The sequence below is a fragment of the Salinibius halmophilus genome, assembly GCF_003577475.1.
Taxonomy (GTDB): Bacteria; Pseudomonadota; Gammaproteobacteria; order Pseudomonadales; family Natronospirillaceae; genus Salinibius; species Salinibius halmophilus.
In genome coordinates this window covers 150635-165195 of the sequence record NZ_QPEP01000002.1, presented here as the reverse complement: position 1 = coordinate 165195, position 14561 = coordinate 150635, and the positions used below count along the sequence as shown (strand labels likewise).

General features: G+C 49.2%; 13 protein-coding genes. 9 read left to right on the top strand and 4 right to left on the bottom strand.

All coding sequences use genetic code 11. The features are described from left to right. Positions 1-31: 31 nt before the first annotated feature. The 4 genes from rho to DUW71_RS02340 all read right to left on the bottom strand — a co-directional run bounded on the left by rho (position 32) and on the right by DUW71_RS02340 (position 5232). Positions 32-1288: a transcription termination factor Rho gene (gene rho, locus DUW71_RS02355; protein WP_119393633.1), complete on the bottom strand. Its 1257-nt coding sequence runs from the start codon at positions 1286-1288 to the stop codon at positions 32-34. Between the two features lie 131 nt (positions 1289-1419). After that, complete coding sequence (gene trxA / locus DUW71_RS02350) at positions 1420-1746, bottom strand: thioredoxin TrxA (RefSeq protein ID WP_119393632.1); 327 nt, start codon at positions 1744-1746, stop codon at positions 1420-1422. A 70-nt stretch (positions 1747-1816) separates the two neighbouring features. Continuing rightward, complete coding sequence (hemB, locus tag DUW71_RS02345; RefSeq protein WP_119393631.1) at positions 1817-2812, bottom strand: porphobilinogen synthase; 996 nt, start codon at positions 2810-2812, stop codon at positions 1817-1819. An 8-nt stretch (positions 2813-2820) separates the two neighbouring features. Further along, positions 2821-5232, bottom strand: coding sequence for a penicillin-binding protein 1A (locus tag DUW71_RS02340; RefSeq protein WP_119393630.1), 2412 nt, complete (start codon positions 5230-5232; stop codon positions 2821-2823). 171 nt (positions 5233-5403) lie between these two features. On the opposite strand from DUW71_RS02340, the gene DUW71_RS02335 reads away from it, so the two are divergent. Genes DUW71_RS02335 through DUW71_RS02295 form a run of 9 tightly spaced genes read left to right on the top strand, consistent with a single transcriptional unit; the run spans position 5404 to position 14473 of the window. Continuing rightward, complete coding sequence (locus DUW71_RS02335) at positions 5404-6453, top strand: pilus assembly protein PilM (protein WP_325048578.1); 1050 nt, start codon at positions 5404-5406, stop codon at positions 6451-6453. Then, positions 6440-7009, top strand: coding sequence for a PilN domain-containing protein (locus DUW71_RS02330; RefSeq protein ID WP_119393629.1), 570 nt, complete (start codon positions 6440-6442; stop codon positions 7007-7009). The genes DUW71_RS02335 and DUW71_RS02330 overlap by 14 nt, the downstream gene beginning before the upstream one ends. Beyond that, positions 7009-7632: a type IV pilus inner membrane component PilO gene (locus tag DUW71_RS02325; RefSeq protein ID WP_119393628.1), complete on the top strand. Its 624-nt coding sequence runs from the start codon at positions 7009-7011 to the stop codon at positions 7630-7632. The genes DUW71_RS02330 and DUW71_RS02325 overlap by 1 nt, the downstream gene beginning before the upstream one ends. Beyond that, positions 7629-8159 (top strand): pilus assembly protein PilP, encoded by a 531-nt coding sequence (locus tag DUW71_RS02320; protein ID WP_119393627.1) that lies wholly within the window; start codon positions 7629-7631, stop codon positions 8157-8159. Before DUW71_RS02325 ends, DUW71_RS02320 begins: the two co-directional genes overlap by 4 nt. A gap of 28 nt (positions 8160-8187) precedes the next feature. Next, positions 8188-10278, top strand: a complete 2091-nt coding sequence (locus DUW71_RS02315) for a type IV pilus secretin PilQ (RefSeq protein ID WP_158583838.1) — start codon at positions 8188-8190, stop codon at positions 10276-10278. A gap of 3 nt (positions 10279-10281) precedes the next feature. After that, a complete protein-coding gene (gene aroK / locus DUW71_RS02310) occupies positions 10282-10800 on the top strand; it encodes a shikimate kinase AroK (RefSeq protein ID WP_119393625.1) in 519 nt (172 codons plus the stop codon). Beyond that, positions 10787-11860: a 3-dehydroquinate synthase gene (aroB, locus tag DUW71_RS02305; RefSeq protein WP_119393624.1), complete on the top strand. Its 1074-nt coding sequence runs from the start codon at positions 10787-10789 to the stop codon at positions 11858-11860. The genes aroK and aroB overlap by 14 nt, the downstream gene beginning before the upstream one ends. Before the next feature lie 29 nt (positions 11861-11889). After that, entirely contained in the window at positions 11890-13215 is a 1326-nt protein-coding gene (locus DUW71_RS02300) for an AAA family ATPase (RefSeq protein ID WP_119393623.1), read from the top strand. A 19-nt stretch (positions 13216-13234) separates the two neighbouring features. Continuing rightward, complete coding sequence (locus tag DUW71_RS02295; protein WP_119393622.1) at positions 13235-14473, top strand: hypothetical protein; 1239 nt, start codon at positions 13235-13237, stop codon at positions 14471-14473. Positions 14474-14561 lie beyond the last annotated feature (88 nt).

The following is a 14561-nucleotide window of genomic DNA, read 5'->3' as shown; positions in this document are numbered from 1 at the left end:
AAAAAAGGCGCCTTGTCGGCGCCTAAATCAGTTAACCGCGCATGCTATCGAAGAACTCATCATTGGTCTTCGTTTGCTTCAGTTTGTCGATTAAGAACTCAATTGCTGGCACGTCTTCCATGTCTGATAGAAGTTTGCGCAGAATATACAAACGCTGCAAGGACGCCTGATCAATGAGGCGGTCTTCGCGGCGCGTGCCTGAGCGGCGAATATTGATGGCTGGGAAGGTGCGCTTCTCAGCGATCTTGCGGTCTAGATGGATTTCCATGTTACCCGTGCCTTTGAACTCTTCAAAGATCACTTCATCCATTTTCGAGCCGGTATCAACCAACGCCGTTGCAATAATTGAAAGCGAGCCGCCTTCTTCCACATTACGTGCCGCACCAAAGAAGCGTTTTGGGCGCTCTAGGGCGTGCGCATCAACACCACCAGTTAATACCTTGCCTGAAGATGGTTGCACTGTGTTGTAAGCGCGGGCCAAGCGAGTGATAGAGTCGAGTAGAATAACAACGTCTTTTTTGTGCTCAACCAAGCGTTTCGCTTTTTCGATTACCATCTCTGACACCTGTACGTGGCGAGCTGGTGGTTCATCGAACGTTGAGGCAATTACTTCGCCGCGAACCGAGCGCTGCATCTCAGTCACTTCTTCTGGGCGCTCATCGATGAGCAGCACCATTAGGTGACATTCTGGGTTGTTGCGAGTAATCGATTGAGCTACGTGTTGTAGCATCAAGGTTTTACCTGCCTTCGGCGGCGATACAATCAAACCACGCTGGCCTTTACCAATAGGCGCCACCATGTCGAGAATACGGCCCGAGATATCTTCAGTAGAACCATTGCCGGCTTCAAGCACTAAGCGATCTTCTGGGAATAGCGGCGTTAGGTTTTCAAACAAAACCTTATTGCGGCTATTGTCTAGTGGCTCGTGGTTGATTTTGGCAACTTTGAGAAGTGCGAAGTAGCGCTCGCCGTCTTTTGGTGGGCGAATTTTTCCTTCAATGGTGTCGCCAGTACGCAAGTTGAAGCGGCGAATTTGGCTTGGCGATACATAAATGTCATCTGGACCAGCTAAGTAAGAGCTGCTTGCTGAACGCAAAAAGCCAAAGCCATCTTGAAGAATTTCTAATACGCCATCGCCATAAATATCTTCACCGCTTTTTGCGTGTTTCTTCAAAATGGTGAATACAAGGTCTTGGCGGCGCGAGCGGTTTATATTGTCGATTTGCATTTCCTGAGCGACTTCGATCAGCTCAGGCATCGATTTCATCTTTAGTTCACTGAGATTCATATTTTTTGTCTAGGACAGATGCCTATAAAAAGGAAGGAAGGAGTTGTGATTAAATTTAGTGTTCAATCGTTATACTTGGCTATTAACGTTGATTAGTCAAGTGCGGATTGGTTCCGCACTTGATTTTTTTGTTACAGATTGCTGTCTATAAACTCTAAAAGCTGTGATTTGGTGAGTGCGCCGACCTTAGTTGCGGCCACTTCCCCACCTTTAAAAATCATCAAAGTTGGGATGCCACGAATACCATACTTAGGTGGCGTGTTTGGGTGCTCATCAATATTGAGCTTGGCAACCACCAGTTTGTCGGCGTACTGCTCGGATACTTCATCTAAGACAGGTGCAATCATTTTACATGGTCCACACCAAGGCGCCCAATAATCCACTAGAACAGGTCGATCGCTCTGCAATACATCCTGCTCAAAGCTATCATCAGACAGTGTCTTAATATGCTCGTTCATTATCGCTTCCATTAGCTTTTAAAAAAAAAGATCCTCTGCAAAGATAGGGACTTTTGCTTCGAATACAAGACTAGCGACGCAATTGTTCTGCTACGCTAATCGCAAAATATGTCAAAATGCCATCTGCGCCGGCACGTTTAAAGCATAATAGCGCCTCATGTACACAGGCTTGCGAAAGCCAACCATTGGCGATGGCTGCCTGCAGCATCGCATACTCGCCGCTGACATGATAGGCAAACGTTGGTGCTTTGAATGTTTGTTTTACTTCCCGAATCACGTCCAAATAAGGCATGCCCGGCTTGATCATCACCATGTCGGCGCCTTCTTCAAGGTCCATTGCAACTTCATGCAATGCTTCGTCAATATTGGCAGGATCCATTTGGTAGGTCGCTTTGCTGGCTCCTTTTAAGTTGCCTGCCGAGCCGACTGCATCGCGAAATGGGCCATAAAATGCCGATGCATACTTGGCTGAGTAAGCCATGATACGCGTTTGTTGATAGCCACCGCTCTCTAATGCAGCTCGGATTGCGCCGATACGTCCATCCATCATGTCGCTCGGGCCTATTACATCCGCCCCTGCTTCGGCGTGTGACAAGGCTTGTTTTACCAGGGCGTCAACGGTGCGATCGTTATCTAGATCGCCGCTGTCGTCTAATAATCCATCTTGGCCGTGCGTCGTGAACGGGTCGAGGGCAACGTCGGTCATTACGCCTAGCTCTGGCACGGCAGCTTTAATGGCGCGCACGGCTCGTTGTGCCAAACCATTTGGGTTCCATGCCTCACTGGCGTCGTCGGATTTCACCTGCGCTGGGGTCACAGGAAAAATAGCGATCAACGGAATGCCTAACTCATGTACGTATTTGGCTTTTGCAACCAATAAGTCAATGCTTAAGCGCTGCACACCAGGCATAGAGTCAACATCTTCAGTTTGTTGCTCGCCCTCAATCACGAAGGTTGGCCAAATTAAGTCGCTTGCGCTTAAGCGGTGCTCTTGCATTAGCTTGCGGCTGAAGCGCGCTTGGCGCATGCGGCGAGGGCGAGTTAATGGATAAGTACGGTTTACCATGGCTTCCTCTAAAACAGTGACATTGGGTCGGCACTAGGCGCTGGCGTTGCTTCTAGTGGCGTCTCACCAAAAATTGGTAAGACGTCATTATTGGTTGGTGCTTGTGGTGCCTGCCTGGTTTGGGTCGGGGCGTTTTCTTCGCGGAACCACTCATCATAACCATCTTGGTCACTGCGCGGCGTTAGCTCGCCAGTTGTGCGATTAACGTGGCGGCGTACTAGGCCTGATGGCTGGGTGAGCTGCTTTTCTGGCACATTGGCGAGTGCTTCACGCATAAAATCAACCCAAATAGGTAGGGCGGTAACGCTACCAAACTCGCTGGCACCTAATGATTCGGCCTCATCGAAGCCAACATAAACAGAAGCGACAATATCTGGGTGGTAGCCAGTGAACCAGGCGTCAACACCATCATTCGTAGTACCTGTTTTACCGGCTAGATCATCGCGCTCCAAAACTAGCGCTCGTCGCGCTGTACCGCGCTGCACGGTGTCTTGCAGTATGCTGTCCATAATGTAGGCAATACGAGGGTCGATTACTTGCGGGGCGATCGGGTCTTCGCTAAATGCTTGCTGGTCACAGCGTTGGCATACTTCCGATGGGCGATGTTGATAAACGATATTGCCCGATCGATCTTCAATTCGATCAATAAACCACGGCTCAACTAAATAACCACCATTGGCAAAAACAGCATAACCACGAACCACTTCTAGTGGTGTCATGCTGTTGGTTCCTAGTACTAAGGATAAGTCTTTCGCAAAGTCTTCTGGGTTGAAACCAAAATTCGCCATGTAGTCAACGGCATTGCGAATGCCCGTTTGCTCGAGTACGCGCACTGATGAGGCGTTGCGAGACTGGTATAAGGCTTGGCGCAGTGGAATGGGACCCAAGTATGAGTCGCCGGCATTTCTAGGTCGCCAAGTGGTCTCTAGCAAACTATCACTGTAAATCACTGGTGCATCGTTAATAATGCTACCCGCTGTTAGACCTTCTGCTAGCGCTGCTGCATAGATAAAGGGTTTCACTGTTGAGCCTGGTTGGCGCGTAGCTTGAATAACCCGGTTGAACTGATTGTAGGAATAGTCATAACCACCAGAGAGCGCCAGAATGCCACCATTCATTGGGTCGATGGCAACAAACGCGCCTTCAGCGGTTGGCAATTGCGCCAAACGCCAACCATTGTTGGTGTTGCGCAGGCGAATGACATCGCCTTCGCTGACCACGTCCGAAGCTGATTCTGGTGCTGGACCTTGGCGATTATCACTGATAAACGGGCGTGCCCATTCCCAGCCAGAGCGAGCAACTAGCACCTGTTCGCCATTGCGAAGGCGAGCGGCGAAGTTCTCTTCCGAAACGGCCATGACGACAGCAGCTTCTAAAAGCTCAGCGTTCGGGCGATCATCTAACGCTTGTTCAACAACTGAAATATCAGTGATGGCATCGAGTTTGGCTTCTGGGCCGCGATAGCCATGACGCTCGTAGTAATCAATCAAGCCTTGGCGCAGCGCTTGATTTGCCGCAGTTTGTTTGTCGGCGTGAATGCTGGTGTAAACATTGTAGCCATTGGCATATACCTGTTCTTCACCATAGCGGTCAATCAGCTCTAAGCGTACCATTTCCGCTATGTATGGCGCCTCGAACTGCAAAGATGTGCGAGTTCTTGTAGCCGTGATGGGCGTGTTAACGGCTGCTTGGTGAGCTGCCGCACTAATATGGCCTACCTCAAGCATGCGATCTAGTACATGATTGCGACGCTTCAGCGCACGCGCTTCATTGGTAAATGGATTAGCCGCAGAGGGGGCTTGGTGCATACCTGCAATCATCGCTAGCTCTGCCAGGGTTAAATCACCGAGGTCTCGGTTGTAGTAAACTTTTGCTGCTGCAGCGATGCCATAGGCGCGGTGGCCTAGGAAGTGCTTGTTTGCATAGAGTTCAAATATTTCGGCTTTATTTAGTTCGCGCTCCATTTGCAAAGCAAGCAAAATTTCGGTGAACTTGCGAGTAAATGTTTGTTCTCTATTTAAGAAGTAGTTGCGGGCAACTTGTTGCGTAAGTGTAGAACCCCCTCCCACATAGTTACCGGTGAGGTATCCTAGGGCTGCGCGGCCAAAGCCGATTGGATCCATGCCGAAGTGTTCTTCGAAGCGCGCATCCTCGACAGCAGTTAATGCTTGCACAAACTGTGCAGGCATTTGCTCAAAGTCGACGGGGTCACGACGTTCGTTGCCATATTCTGCTAATAATTCACCGTCGGCGGCAAAAATACGCAGTGGTTGGCTGAGTCGGTAGTCCTGCAAAGCCTCTACGGCAGGTAGTGTTGGCGTTAAATAGATGCTAACAGCCATGCAAGTCATGGCAAAACCTGATAATAATAGCAAGGCTAAGAGTGCGAACTCGCGCAGAAAAGTAAGAAATCTAAGCATTAAACTATTCGCCTTAGTCAAAAGTTAGCGCCATTATAGGGGTGTCTGGCAAAAGGATCGACCTTATATATGTTGACCTTAGTAGCAATCGCTACTTAATCTAAGGACTACAAGATACATTTATCACTGATGAACGGGGCCTTTGACGTGCGGTTCAGAAAGAAAAATAACATGATGTTGGGCATCGATATTAGTTCGACGTCCGTTAAGCTGCTGGAAATCAGTCGCAGTAACAGTGGCTATCGAGTTGAGAGTTATGCGCTCGAACCGCTGCCTGAAGGCGCTGTAACCGAAAAAGACATCAAAGAAACCGAGGCAGTTGGGCAAGCGATTGCAAAGGTTGTGCAAAAATCGCGCACCAAGCTCAAAAATGCCGCGGTGGGGGTTGCTGGGGCATCAGTGATTACTAAGTTGATTGAGTTGTCGGAGGATCTCGATGAAGATGAGATGGAGACACAGATCAACTTGGAAGCCGATCAGTACATTCCGTTCCCACTTGAAGAAGTGCGCTTGGACTTTGATGTGCTAGGGCCGTCAGAGAGCCATGATGGCATGGTGGAAGTGTTGCTGGCAGCTTGCAAAAGCGAAGATGTTGAATCGCGTGAAGACAGTCTTGAACTTGGTGGCTTGATTGCCCACGAAGTAGATTTGGAAGCCGAAGCACTGCAACGCTCATTCCGATTAATCGCCGACGATCTTGGTGCTGATCTAGATAGCGAGTTGCCAATTGCCATCGTTGATATTGGTCACACCACTACTACGTTAACGGCACTGCAGGGGTCGCGTAACTTATACACGCGTGAGCAATTGTTCGGTGGTAAGCAGTTAACCGAAGAAATTATGCGCCGCTACAGCATGAATGTGGCGGAAGCTGGTTTGGCCAAAAAGCAAAATGCACTGCCAGATGACTACCAGGATGAAGTGTTGTTGCCATTTATGGAAAACGTAGTCCAGCAGGTGCAACGTTCATTGCAGTTCTTCTATGCTGCAACAAACTTTAATGACGTTGCCATGGTAGTGTTGGCGGGCGGCACATCGTCGCTACCTGGCTTAGCAGAACTGATTGAAGAAAAAATTGGCCCACGTACCGTGGTTGCGAACCCATTTGCCAATATGGCGGTATCGTCGAAAGCCAACGTGACAGCATTAACCAATGATGCTCCTGCATTAATGATTGCCTGCGGTTTGGCGCTAAGGAGTTTTGAAGATGGCAAATATTAACCTACGCCCATGGCGTGAGGAACGCCGCAAGCAGCGGGCGCGAGAGATGATCTTAATGATGATCGGTGCGCTGGTGTTTGCTGGTGCGTTGGCATTTGGCTGGCTAAGTTACATGGACAGCCAGATTAATGCCCAAAAAGCGCGCAATAATTATTTGGATCAGCAGATCGCAATTTTGGATCAGAAAATCGTTAAAATTCGCGAACTGCAAGACCAGCTGCAAGCCTTGATTCAGCGCGTAGAAGTGATTCAGTCACTAGAAGCCGAACGAACCCTAATTGTGCAGTCATTCGATGAATTGGTTGAAGCCATTCCAGAAGACGTGTATCTCACTAGCTTTAGATTACAGGGCAACACCTACACGCTGAACGGCCGCGCTGCTTCAGCACCTAACATCAGTGCTTTTATTCGCAATCTTGAGCGCCAAGCAACCTTGTTCGATTCAGTTGCCCTACCTGAAAGTAGTGCTGAGCTAGACGCGCAAGGCGCCGAAGTTGGCCGTGTATTTGTTATGGAAGCCAAACGTGTGAATCCAGCCGCGCAGGAGGAGGAATAATGGCGAAGTCTCCAGTAGCCGATTTTTTCGCCGGCTTTAAAAAATTCGATCCAAACAACGATTTGGGCAACTTTGGTGTATGGCCGCCGGTTGTGCGTGTTACCGCGTTGATTTTAATTGTTGCCTTGGTATTAGGCGCCACCTATTACTTCCAAATTGGCGACAAGCAGGCGCAACTAGAGCGTGAGCAAGCCGCGGAAGTGCAGAAAAAGAATACCTTGCGCATTAAAGCTGGTCAGGCAGCCAACCTAGAAGAATACGAGCGTCAAAAAGAGCAAGTAGAAGAGCAGTTTGAAGTGCTTAAAAAGCGCTTGCCGACTGAATCGGAAATCAGTGAGCTCAACAGCAGTCTAGGTTTTAGTGCCCGCCAAACAGGCCTTGAGCTCATTAGCCAACGCATTGGCTCGCCGGTTTCGCGTGACGAGTTCTTTGAGCAGCCAATCAACCTTGAACTGGTGGGTAGTTATCATGAAGTGGGTAACTTCATATCGGCAGTCGCACGCGAACCCCGCATTGTGACACTGCACGACTTTAGTATTGCCCGCGAAGGTGATAGTTCACCAGAGAAGTTACGCGTTACCATGCAAGCCAAAACCTACCGTTATAAGGAGACAGGACAGTGAAACGCTTAGTACCCGCTATACTGACCCTGTCGGCAGTAAGTATTTTGTCTGGTTGTGCTGAAACAGATATCTCAGACTTGCAGGCTTATTCACGAGAAGTGCAGACACTCAGTGCACCACCAGTGAAGCCATTGCCTGAGTTTCCTGAGCCAATCGCGTATCAGTATCAGTCGTTTGAAGATCGCTCACCTTTTATGCCTAAGCAATCGGTGGCAGATATCATTCAAAGTATTAACAGCCAAGGCGTGCGACCAGACAGCAACCGTGCCAAGGAGCCACTTGAGGACTATCGAATAGAGTCGTTAAGAATGGTTGGTACGATTGCCCTTGAAGGCGGCGCGCTGGAAGCCTTGGTACTAGATCCATCCGGTATCGTGCACAGTATTCGTCGCGGTAATTATTTGGGTCAAAACAACGGCCGCGTTGTCGGCATAAACGAAACACAACTTGAATTACGTGAGATTGTCCCGAATGGACAGGGCGGCTGGATTGAACGGCCACGCACGGTATCAATGGCGGAACAATAGTGGGGATCAAGCGATGAGGAACTCGCCAATGCAACAGAAATATAAGAAGTTTGGATGGCTAGCTTGCATATCTTCGCTGCTGTTAGCCGTGAATGCATGGGCTGTCACCATGACAGATATCCAGTTTACCTCGCAACCTGGTGATAAGGTTGAAGCGGTATTGGTATTCGACGGGCCTGCACCAGAGGCGGATAGCTATGCCATTGAGAGCCCAGCGCGCATTTCGGTGGATTTAACCGATACCGTCGCCGAGGGTGTAGACCGTTACCACACTATTTCGCGTGGCAATACTCGCTCAGCAACGGTTATCTCAGCTGGTGAGCGCACGCGTGTGGTGTTTAATCTTACTCAGCTAGTGCCGCATACGGTAACAACTGAAGGCAACCAGTTAATTATCAACATTGGTGAAGGCCGCGCTGTGCCAGCCTCAACTCAGCCAACCGTTGATAACCCACAAATCGATTTAGTCGGTAGTGCACCAACTCGCACCTCTTCAGCCAATCGTGCGGTGCGTGAAGTAGCGGATATTGATTTCCGTCGTGGTGAAAACGGTCTAGGTCGTGTCTTGATTCGCTTTAGCAACTCAGCCGCCGATGCCCGCATTGACGATCGTGGTGATCAGATTGTTGTCGAAGTACCTGGTTATGCACTGCCGGAAGAGCTGTCGCGCCGTATTGATGTAACAGACTTTGCGACCGCGGTTCGGTTTATCTCACCATTCAATCAGCCAAATGGTGCCCGCTTTGTTATTGAGCCAGAAGGCGTTTATGAGTATGCCGCCTACCAGACAGGTGATGTGCTAAGCATCGATGTGAAGCCGCTCACCCGCGCTGAAGCAGAAGCCAAGCGCGAAGCGCGTTTCCCATACGATGGTGAGCGCGTAACCTATAACTTCCAAACCATCGAAGTGCGTTCTGCATTAACCGTACTTGCGCAAAAAGCTGGCTTTAACCTAGTTGTGTCTGAGACGGTTCAGGGCAATATCACGATGAAGCTCGACAATGTGCCTTGGGATCAAGCACTAGAGTTGGTGTTAAAAGTATCTGGCCTAGACTCGCGCCAAGAAGGCAATGTCATCATGGTTGCGCCAGCAGAAGAGATTGCTGCGCGTGAAAAGCTTGAACTAGAAGCGAATGTGCAAACTGAAGAGCTTGCACCGCTGCAAACCGACTTTATTCAAGTGAACTATGCCAAAGCGCAAGATATCTCGAATATCATCTCATCAGAAACGGCGTCTATTCTGTCGCAGCGTGGCTCGGTGACGTTTGATCAGCGTACTAACACGCTTATTGTTAACGACATTCCACAGAACATCGAAAAGGTTCGCTCAGCGATGGCGATTCTCGATATTCCTGTGCGCCAAGTAATGATTGAAGCCCGAGTTGTACGAGCCAACGAAAATGCCGCTAGCTCTCTTGGTGTGCGCTGGGGTGCAGGCTCTGTTGGTCAAGCCGGTGGTGTGATCGGTGCTGGTACAGGCTCGTTGGAAGGCGTAAGTGGTCTGCTAGGTGCTGGTGATGCATCAGGTTTGGGCGCGCCAGACTCACTATTCGTTGACCTGCCTGCAACCTCTGCTTTGGGTTCACCTTCAAGCTTTGCAGTTGGCTTTATTAACGAGGCAAGCAACTACCTCATCGAACTTGAACTCTCGGCGCTAGAAGGTTCAGGTAATGGTGAAGTGATGTCGCAGCCTAAAGTGATTGCAACCGACGGTGGTACATCAAGCATCTTGTCTGGTACGCAGATTCCATATGCTACGTCTGATGGCATTGAGTTCCGAGACGCAGCGCTATCGTTAGATGTTAGCCCTCGTATCACGCCAGATGGTCGCATCTCGATGGATTTGATCATCAATAAAGACTCAAAAGGTGAAGATACTCTCGCTGGTCCGGTGATTAACCGTAATGAGGTGAAAACGTCGGCATTGGTTAACGATGGTCAGACCATTGTACTGGGTGGCATCTATGAAACGGTCGAATCTTCGAGCGAGGTCAAAACTCCGCTATTGGGTGATTTGCCAATCATTGGTAATCTATTCCGCAAAACTAGTTCCGAGAATAGCAAGAGCGAGTTGTTAATCTTTATTACACCGCGCTTGATCGAATCATCTAACGAGTAAAACATGGCGTTAACGACCATAGCATTAGTCGGCCCCATGGGGGCCGGCAAAAGCACAATTGGCCGGCTGCTGTCAGAACGACTCAGCCGGCCTTTTGTTGATAGTGACAAAGAAATTGAAGAGCGAGCAGGCGCTTCTATTCCTTGGATTTTTGATATTGAAGGGGAAAAGGGCTTTCGCGAACGCGAGCAGCAAACATTATTTGAGTTGCTTGAGCAGGGCGATATGGTGCTGGCCACCGGTGGTGGCATTGTTGGCCGTGACGCGAACCGTAAAATGCTGCGCAAATACGCGCAAGTGGTTTACTTGCAAACCAGTGTTGCAACCCAGCTTGCTCGCACCGCCGCCGATAAAAACCGGCCATTGCTGCAAACCGACAATCCCGAGCAAGTGTTAACCGATTTGCTTGCCAAGCGTGAGCCTTGGTACCAAGATGTTGCCGATATTACCGTTAGCACGGATGTACTAACGCCCGAGGCCGTTGTAGAAGAAATAATTCGAGGATTACATGGCAATCACTAATGTTGATTTGGGTGAACGTAGTTACCCAATTTTTATCGAGCCTGCTTCATTAAACCAAAAGGACAAACTGGCTCCGTATATTCATGGTAACCAAGCCATGATTGTTACCAACGAAACCATTGCGCCCTTGTATCTTGATGCATTGCAAGCCGCACTACCGTTCACCGCTGATGTGGTGATACTGCCAGACGGCGAAGCATATAAAGACTTAGAGCACTTTAATCAAATTCTGACTGCCTTAATTGAGAAGCGCCATAGCCGTAAGACCACACTTATTGCATTAGGTGGTGGGGTAGTTGGGGATATGACGGGCTTTGCCGCCGCCGCTTACCAGCGTGGTGTTAACTTTATTCAAGTGCCTACTACTTTGCTGTCGCAAGTAGACAGTTCGGTGGGAGGCAAAACTGGTGTTAACCACCCGCTTGGCAAAAACATGATTGGCGCTTTTAAGCAGCCGCAAGCGGTACTGATTGATCCGCATGTGTTCCGCACCTTGCCAGAACGAGAGCTGAGTGCGGGCATGGCTGAGGTCATCAAATATGGCTTGATCTATGACGCTGATTTTTTTGCTTGGCTTGAAGCCAATGCGGCAAAAATGATGGCGCTTGATTTGGATGCCTGTATTTATGCCATTCAACGCGCTTGTGAAATTAAAGCCGAAGTAGTGGCCAAAGATGAAACCGAGCAGGGAATACGTGCTTGGCTGAATCTAGGTCACACCTTTGGTCATGCCATCGAAGCCCATATGGGTTATGGTCAATGGCTGCATGGCGAAGCGGTCGCAGCGGGTACCATGCAAGCGTTAGACTTATCAAAGCGCTTAGGTTGGATTGATCAAACAGTGATTGATCGCACTCAAGCGTTATTTGAAATTTGTAAACTACCGGTTAAGCCGCCAGCTATGACGCGTGATGAGTTCCTTAAGTACATGGCCGTCGACAAAAAAGTGATCGACGGAACGCTGCGTTTAGTGCTGCTCGAACAGCTCGGTAAGGCCACCGTCACAGCAGACTTTTCAGCTGCGCAATTGAATGCGACACTGGACGAAACCATCGCTTAAGCCATAACAATAAATAAGGGAGCGACTCAGTGCAGAGCAACTATCTCGACTACTTCGGTATGACCCTGGATCCGTTCAGTGGCGATGCTGGCCAGTTGTTTTGCGCTGTGTCTGGGCGAGCGGAACTGCTTGAACAAACTCTGCAAATGGCGGAGTTTGCCGAAATGGTGCCAGTCATTACTGGCCCAGCTAAGGCCGGTAAATCGACCCTGCTGCGCCAGCTGTTTGATCAATTGGCAGTTGAACACCAAGTTGTGATGTTGCCAGCTAAGCGCTTCGCCGAGCAACCTGAATCGATTGATAATTGGCTAGCAGATGCCTTCAACCTTGAAGGTTATGCGCACGCCGGCAGAGCCTTGGTAGGTTTTATCAACGACCAAGAACAAGCGCCGATTTTATTAGTGGATGATGCGCAAGCGCTAGATGAAATTACCATCGCACTGCTTACCAAGTTTCGCCAGAATGGCCTGCGCTTGGTCTTTACGCGCTTAGATAGCAAGCCGTTGGCAAAGTCGGTACTGCCCTTATATGAGCTTGCTTTAGAGCCGATGGACTTGCAGGAAGCAACACGCTACCTAGGTGAATACTTCCGCGCCGCTGGCGTGCCCGAGGGTGTGCCACTAGATAATAAAACCTTGCACAAACTTGTTGCCGCCAGTGATGGCTGGCCTGGCCAGTTGAATGCACTCGTGCGCCAGCATTTGGTGAAACAAGTTGGCCAGCCGGTTGCGAGCACTAAGCGTATACCTTGGCCACATTTAGCTGCTGGCACGGCCGTACTGGCTTTGGTCATCGTCAGCTTTTTATGGCAGTTTAACCAAGTTGAACCACCACCAACGGAAGTGGCCATTAATCCACAGCCAATCGCCACTCCGCTGGTAGCGACGCCAGTTGTGCAAGTCAGCTCAGTGCTGAGCGTGCGCGAACGATTACAAGCCGCGGCCGCTGAGCTAGAAGCCGCAAAAGCGGCGCCTTTGGCTACACCTGTGCTAGAGCAGGTAACCGTACAAGCAAGTGTTTTACCAACCCAAGCACCTGTGCAATCGCCTACTCAGGCACCAACCCAAGCGCCTGAAAACAACACGACAACAGCCGTTGTCGCGCAAGCAACCCCAATACCAGCGGCGTATCGGTTGCAGTTTTTTGGCAGCTGGGAGCAAGATAGCGCCGAACAATTTTTACAGCAGCAAAATACTCAAATCTCGCTTTACGTTGAACAAACAGAACGTGATGGCAAGCCGTGGTACGTTGTACTAACGGAACAAGGATACGCCGACCGCCAACAAGCGCTAGCGGCTATCGAGGAACTCCCTAGCGGACTGAAATCACTTCAGCCGTGGGCAAGAAGACAATAAACGTTTGAAGGAATCTAGGATGAGCAAACGACTCTGGACCATGGCCGCACTGGCCTCAACGATTGTGCTTGCTGCGTGTCAGCCAGTAAGTGAAGAAGTCACAGATGATACGCCTGCAGCGGGCGGAGATGCACCAGGAGATGCTTCTGGTGACGGCACCGATAGTGATGCGCCGATTGTTATTGGTGGCGATGGAAGCGGATCTGAGGATCCAGCTACAGCAACCATAGGTATAAACGATACTCCTTACCTAATGGGCATTGATGCAGTTCCACAAAATCCAGGGAGCTGGCACCTAACAAACGTAACGTCGGTAATTACTGCTACGGTTACAACAAAAAATAAAACTTCAGTACCTGATGGCACTATGGTTATGTTTAAGGCTAGTGCTGGGTATATAGTGGGTGATGATCCTGCAATTGATACAATCTCAAACGGCGATGCTAAAGACCGGTTTGCTATTTGTTTTACAACTGGCGGTCAATGTTCTGTTACTTGGTATAGTGGCCCAGAGGAGAATATGACCGATACATACGAAGGAGATGTATCGGTTCTGGCGTTTACAGCTGGTTCGAATCCATTTGAAAATACAACCAAAGGCGATATAAATAACCCTCTTTATGATAACGGAGAGCGCTTCACATCTTGGGGTGAGCCATTCAACGATCTCAATAATGATGGCGTTGTCACTTCCTATGAATACCGTTATAAACCGCCTGTTTACACGAATAACAAGCCAATCTATGCAACCGAGTATTACTACGATGTGAATCAGGATCAGTCTCCAACTAGTTTATTTGCTGATTATTATGGTCACCATTGCGCTGACGACGCTCAGTCACCTGGTTGTGGTCAAGATGCATGGCTTTCAAGCAATCTCAGGATTATCGAATCATCTACATTGTTAGTGTTAACACAGTTAACCCCAGGGTTGAGTAGTCAAGACTTGGCTGCAGGTAGTGAAGTGGAATACACATACTCACTTGGGGATGTAAAAGGTGTTGGTTTGGACGGAACAGCAATTGAAAGTCATATTCCGCCTGCAGGAACAACTGTCACTGCTGAATGTGATGGCGATGTTGAGGCCGAAATAGCGAATGCAGTTGTTCCTGATGTTTATCAGAAGTCTCCCCATCTGTTTGCTATTACATTTAAAGCAAAAGCAGACGCAGCAGTGGGTGAAAGTGTGAGCTGTAACCTTTCACTTGAGTCCGGTGATTCTACGTACCGAGACGATGTTGTGTTCAACATTATTTAAGAAGTCATGGCTCGCTAGGGATTCCTAGCGAGCCATTTTTATTACCAAACCGCTTTTCCCTTCTTTTAGCTAAACTGGCACAATACGT

What these genes read in the sequence shown, in the direction of transcription:
- DUW71_RS02335 (WP_325048578.1), top strand. Translation starts at nt 5,404, where the DNA reads ATGATGTTGGGCATCGATATTAGTTCGACGTCCGTTAAGCTGCTGGAA.
- DUW71_RS02330 (WP_119393629.1), top strand. Translation starts at nt 6,440, where the DNA reads ATGGCAAATATTAACCTACGCCCATGGCGTGAGGAACGCCGCAAGCAG.
- DUW71_RS02295 (WP_119393622.1), top strand. Translation starts at nt 13,235, where the DNA reads ATGAGCAAACGACTCTGGACCATGGCCGCACTGGCCTCAACGATTGTG.
- DUW71_RS02340 (WP_119393630.1), bottom strand. Translation starts at nt 5,232, where the DNA reads ATGCTTAGATTTCTTACTTTTCTGCGCGAGTTCGCACTCTTAGCCTTG.
- aroK (WP_119393625.1), top strand. Translation starts at nt 10,282, where the DNA reads ATGGCGTTAACGACCATAGCATTAGTCGGCCCCATGGGGGCCGGCAAA.
- hemB (WP_119393631.1), bottom strand. Translation starts at nt 2,812, where the DNA reads ATGGTAAACCGTACTTATCCATTAACTCGCCCTCGCCGCATGCGCCAA.
- trxA (WP_119393632.1), bottom strand. Translation starts at nt 1,746, where the DNA reads ATGAACGAGCATATTAAGACACTGTCTGATGATAGCTTTGAGCAGGAT.
- DUW71_RS02315 (WP_158583838.1), top strand. Translation starts at nt 8,188, where the DNA reads ATGCAACAGAAATATAAGAAGTTTGGATGGCTAGCTTGCATATCTTCG.
- aroB (WP_119393624.1), top strand. Translation starts at nt 10,787, where the DNA reads ATGGCAATCACTAATGTTGATTTGGGTGAACGTAGTTACCCAATTTTT.
- DUW71_RS02325 (WP_119393628.1), top strand. Translation starts at nt 7,009, where the DNA reads ATGGCGAAGTCTCCAGTAGCCGATTTTTTCGCCGGCTTTAAAAAATTC.
- rho (WP_119393633.1), bottom strand. Translation starts at nt 1,288, where the DNA reads ATGAATCTCAGTGAACTAAAGATGAAATCGATGCCTGAGCTGATCGAA.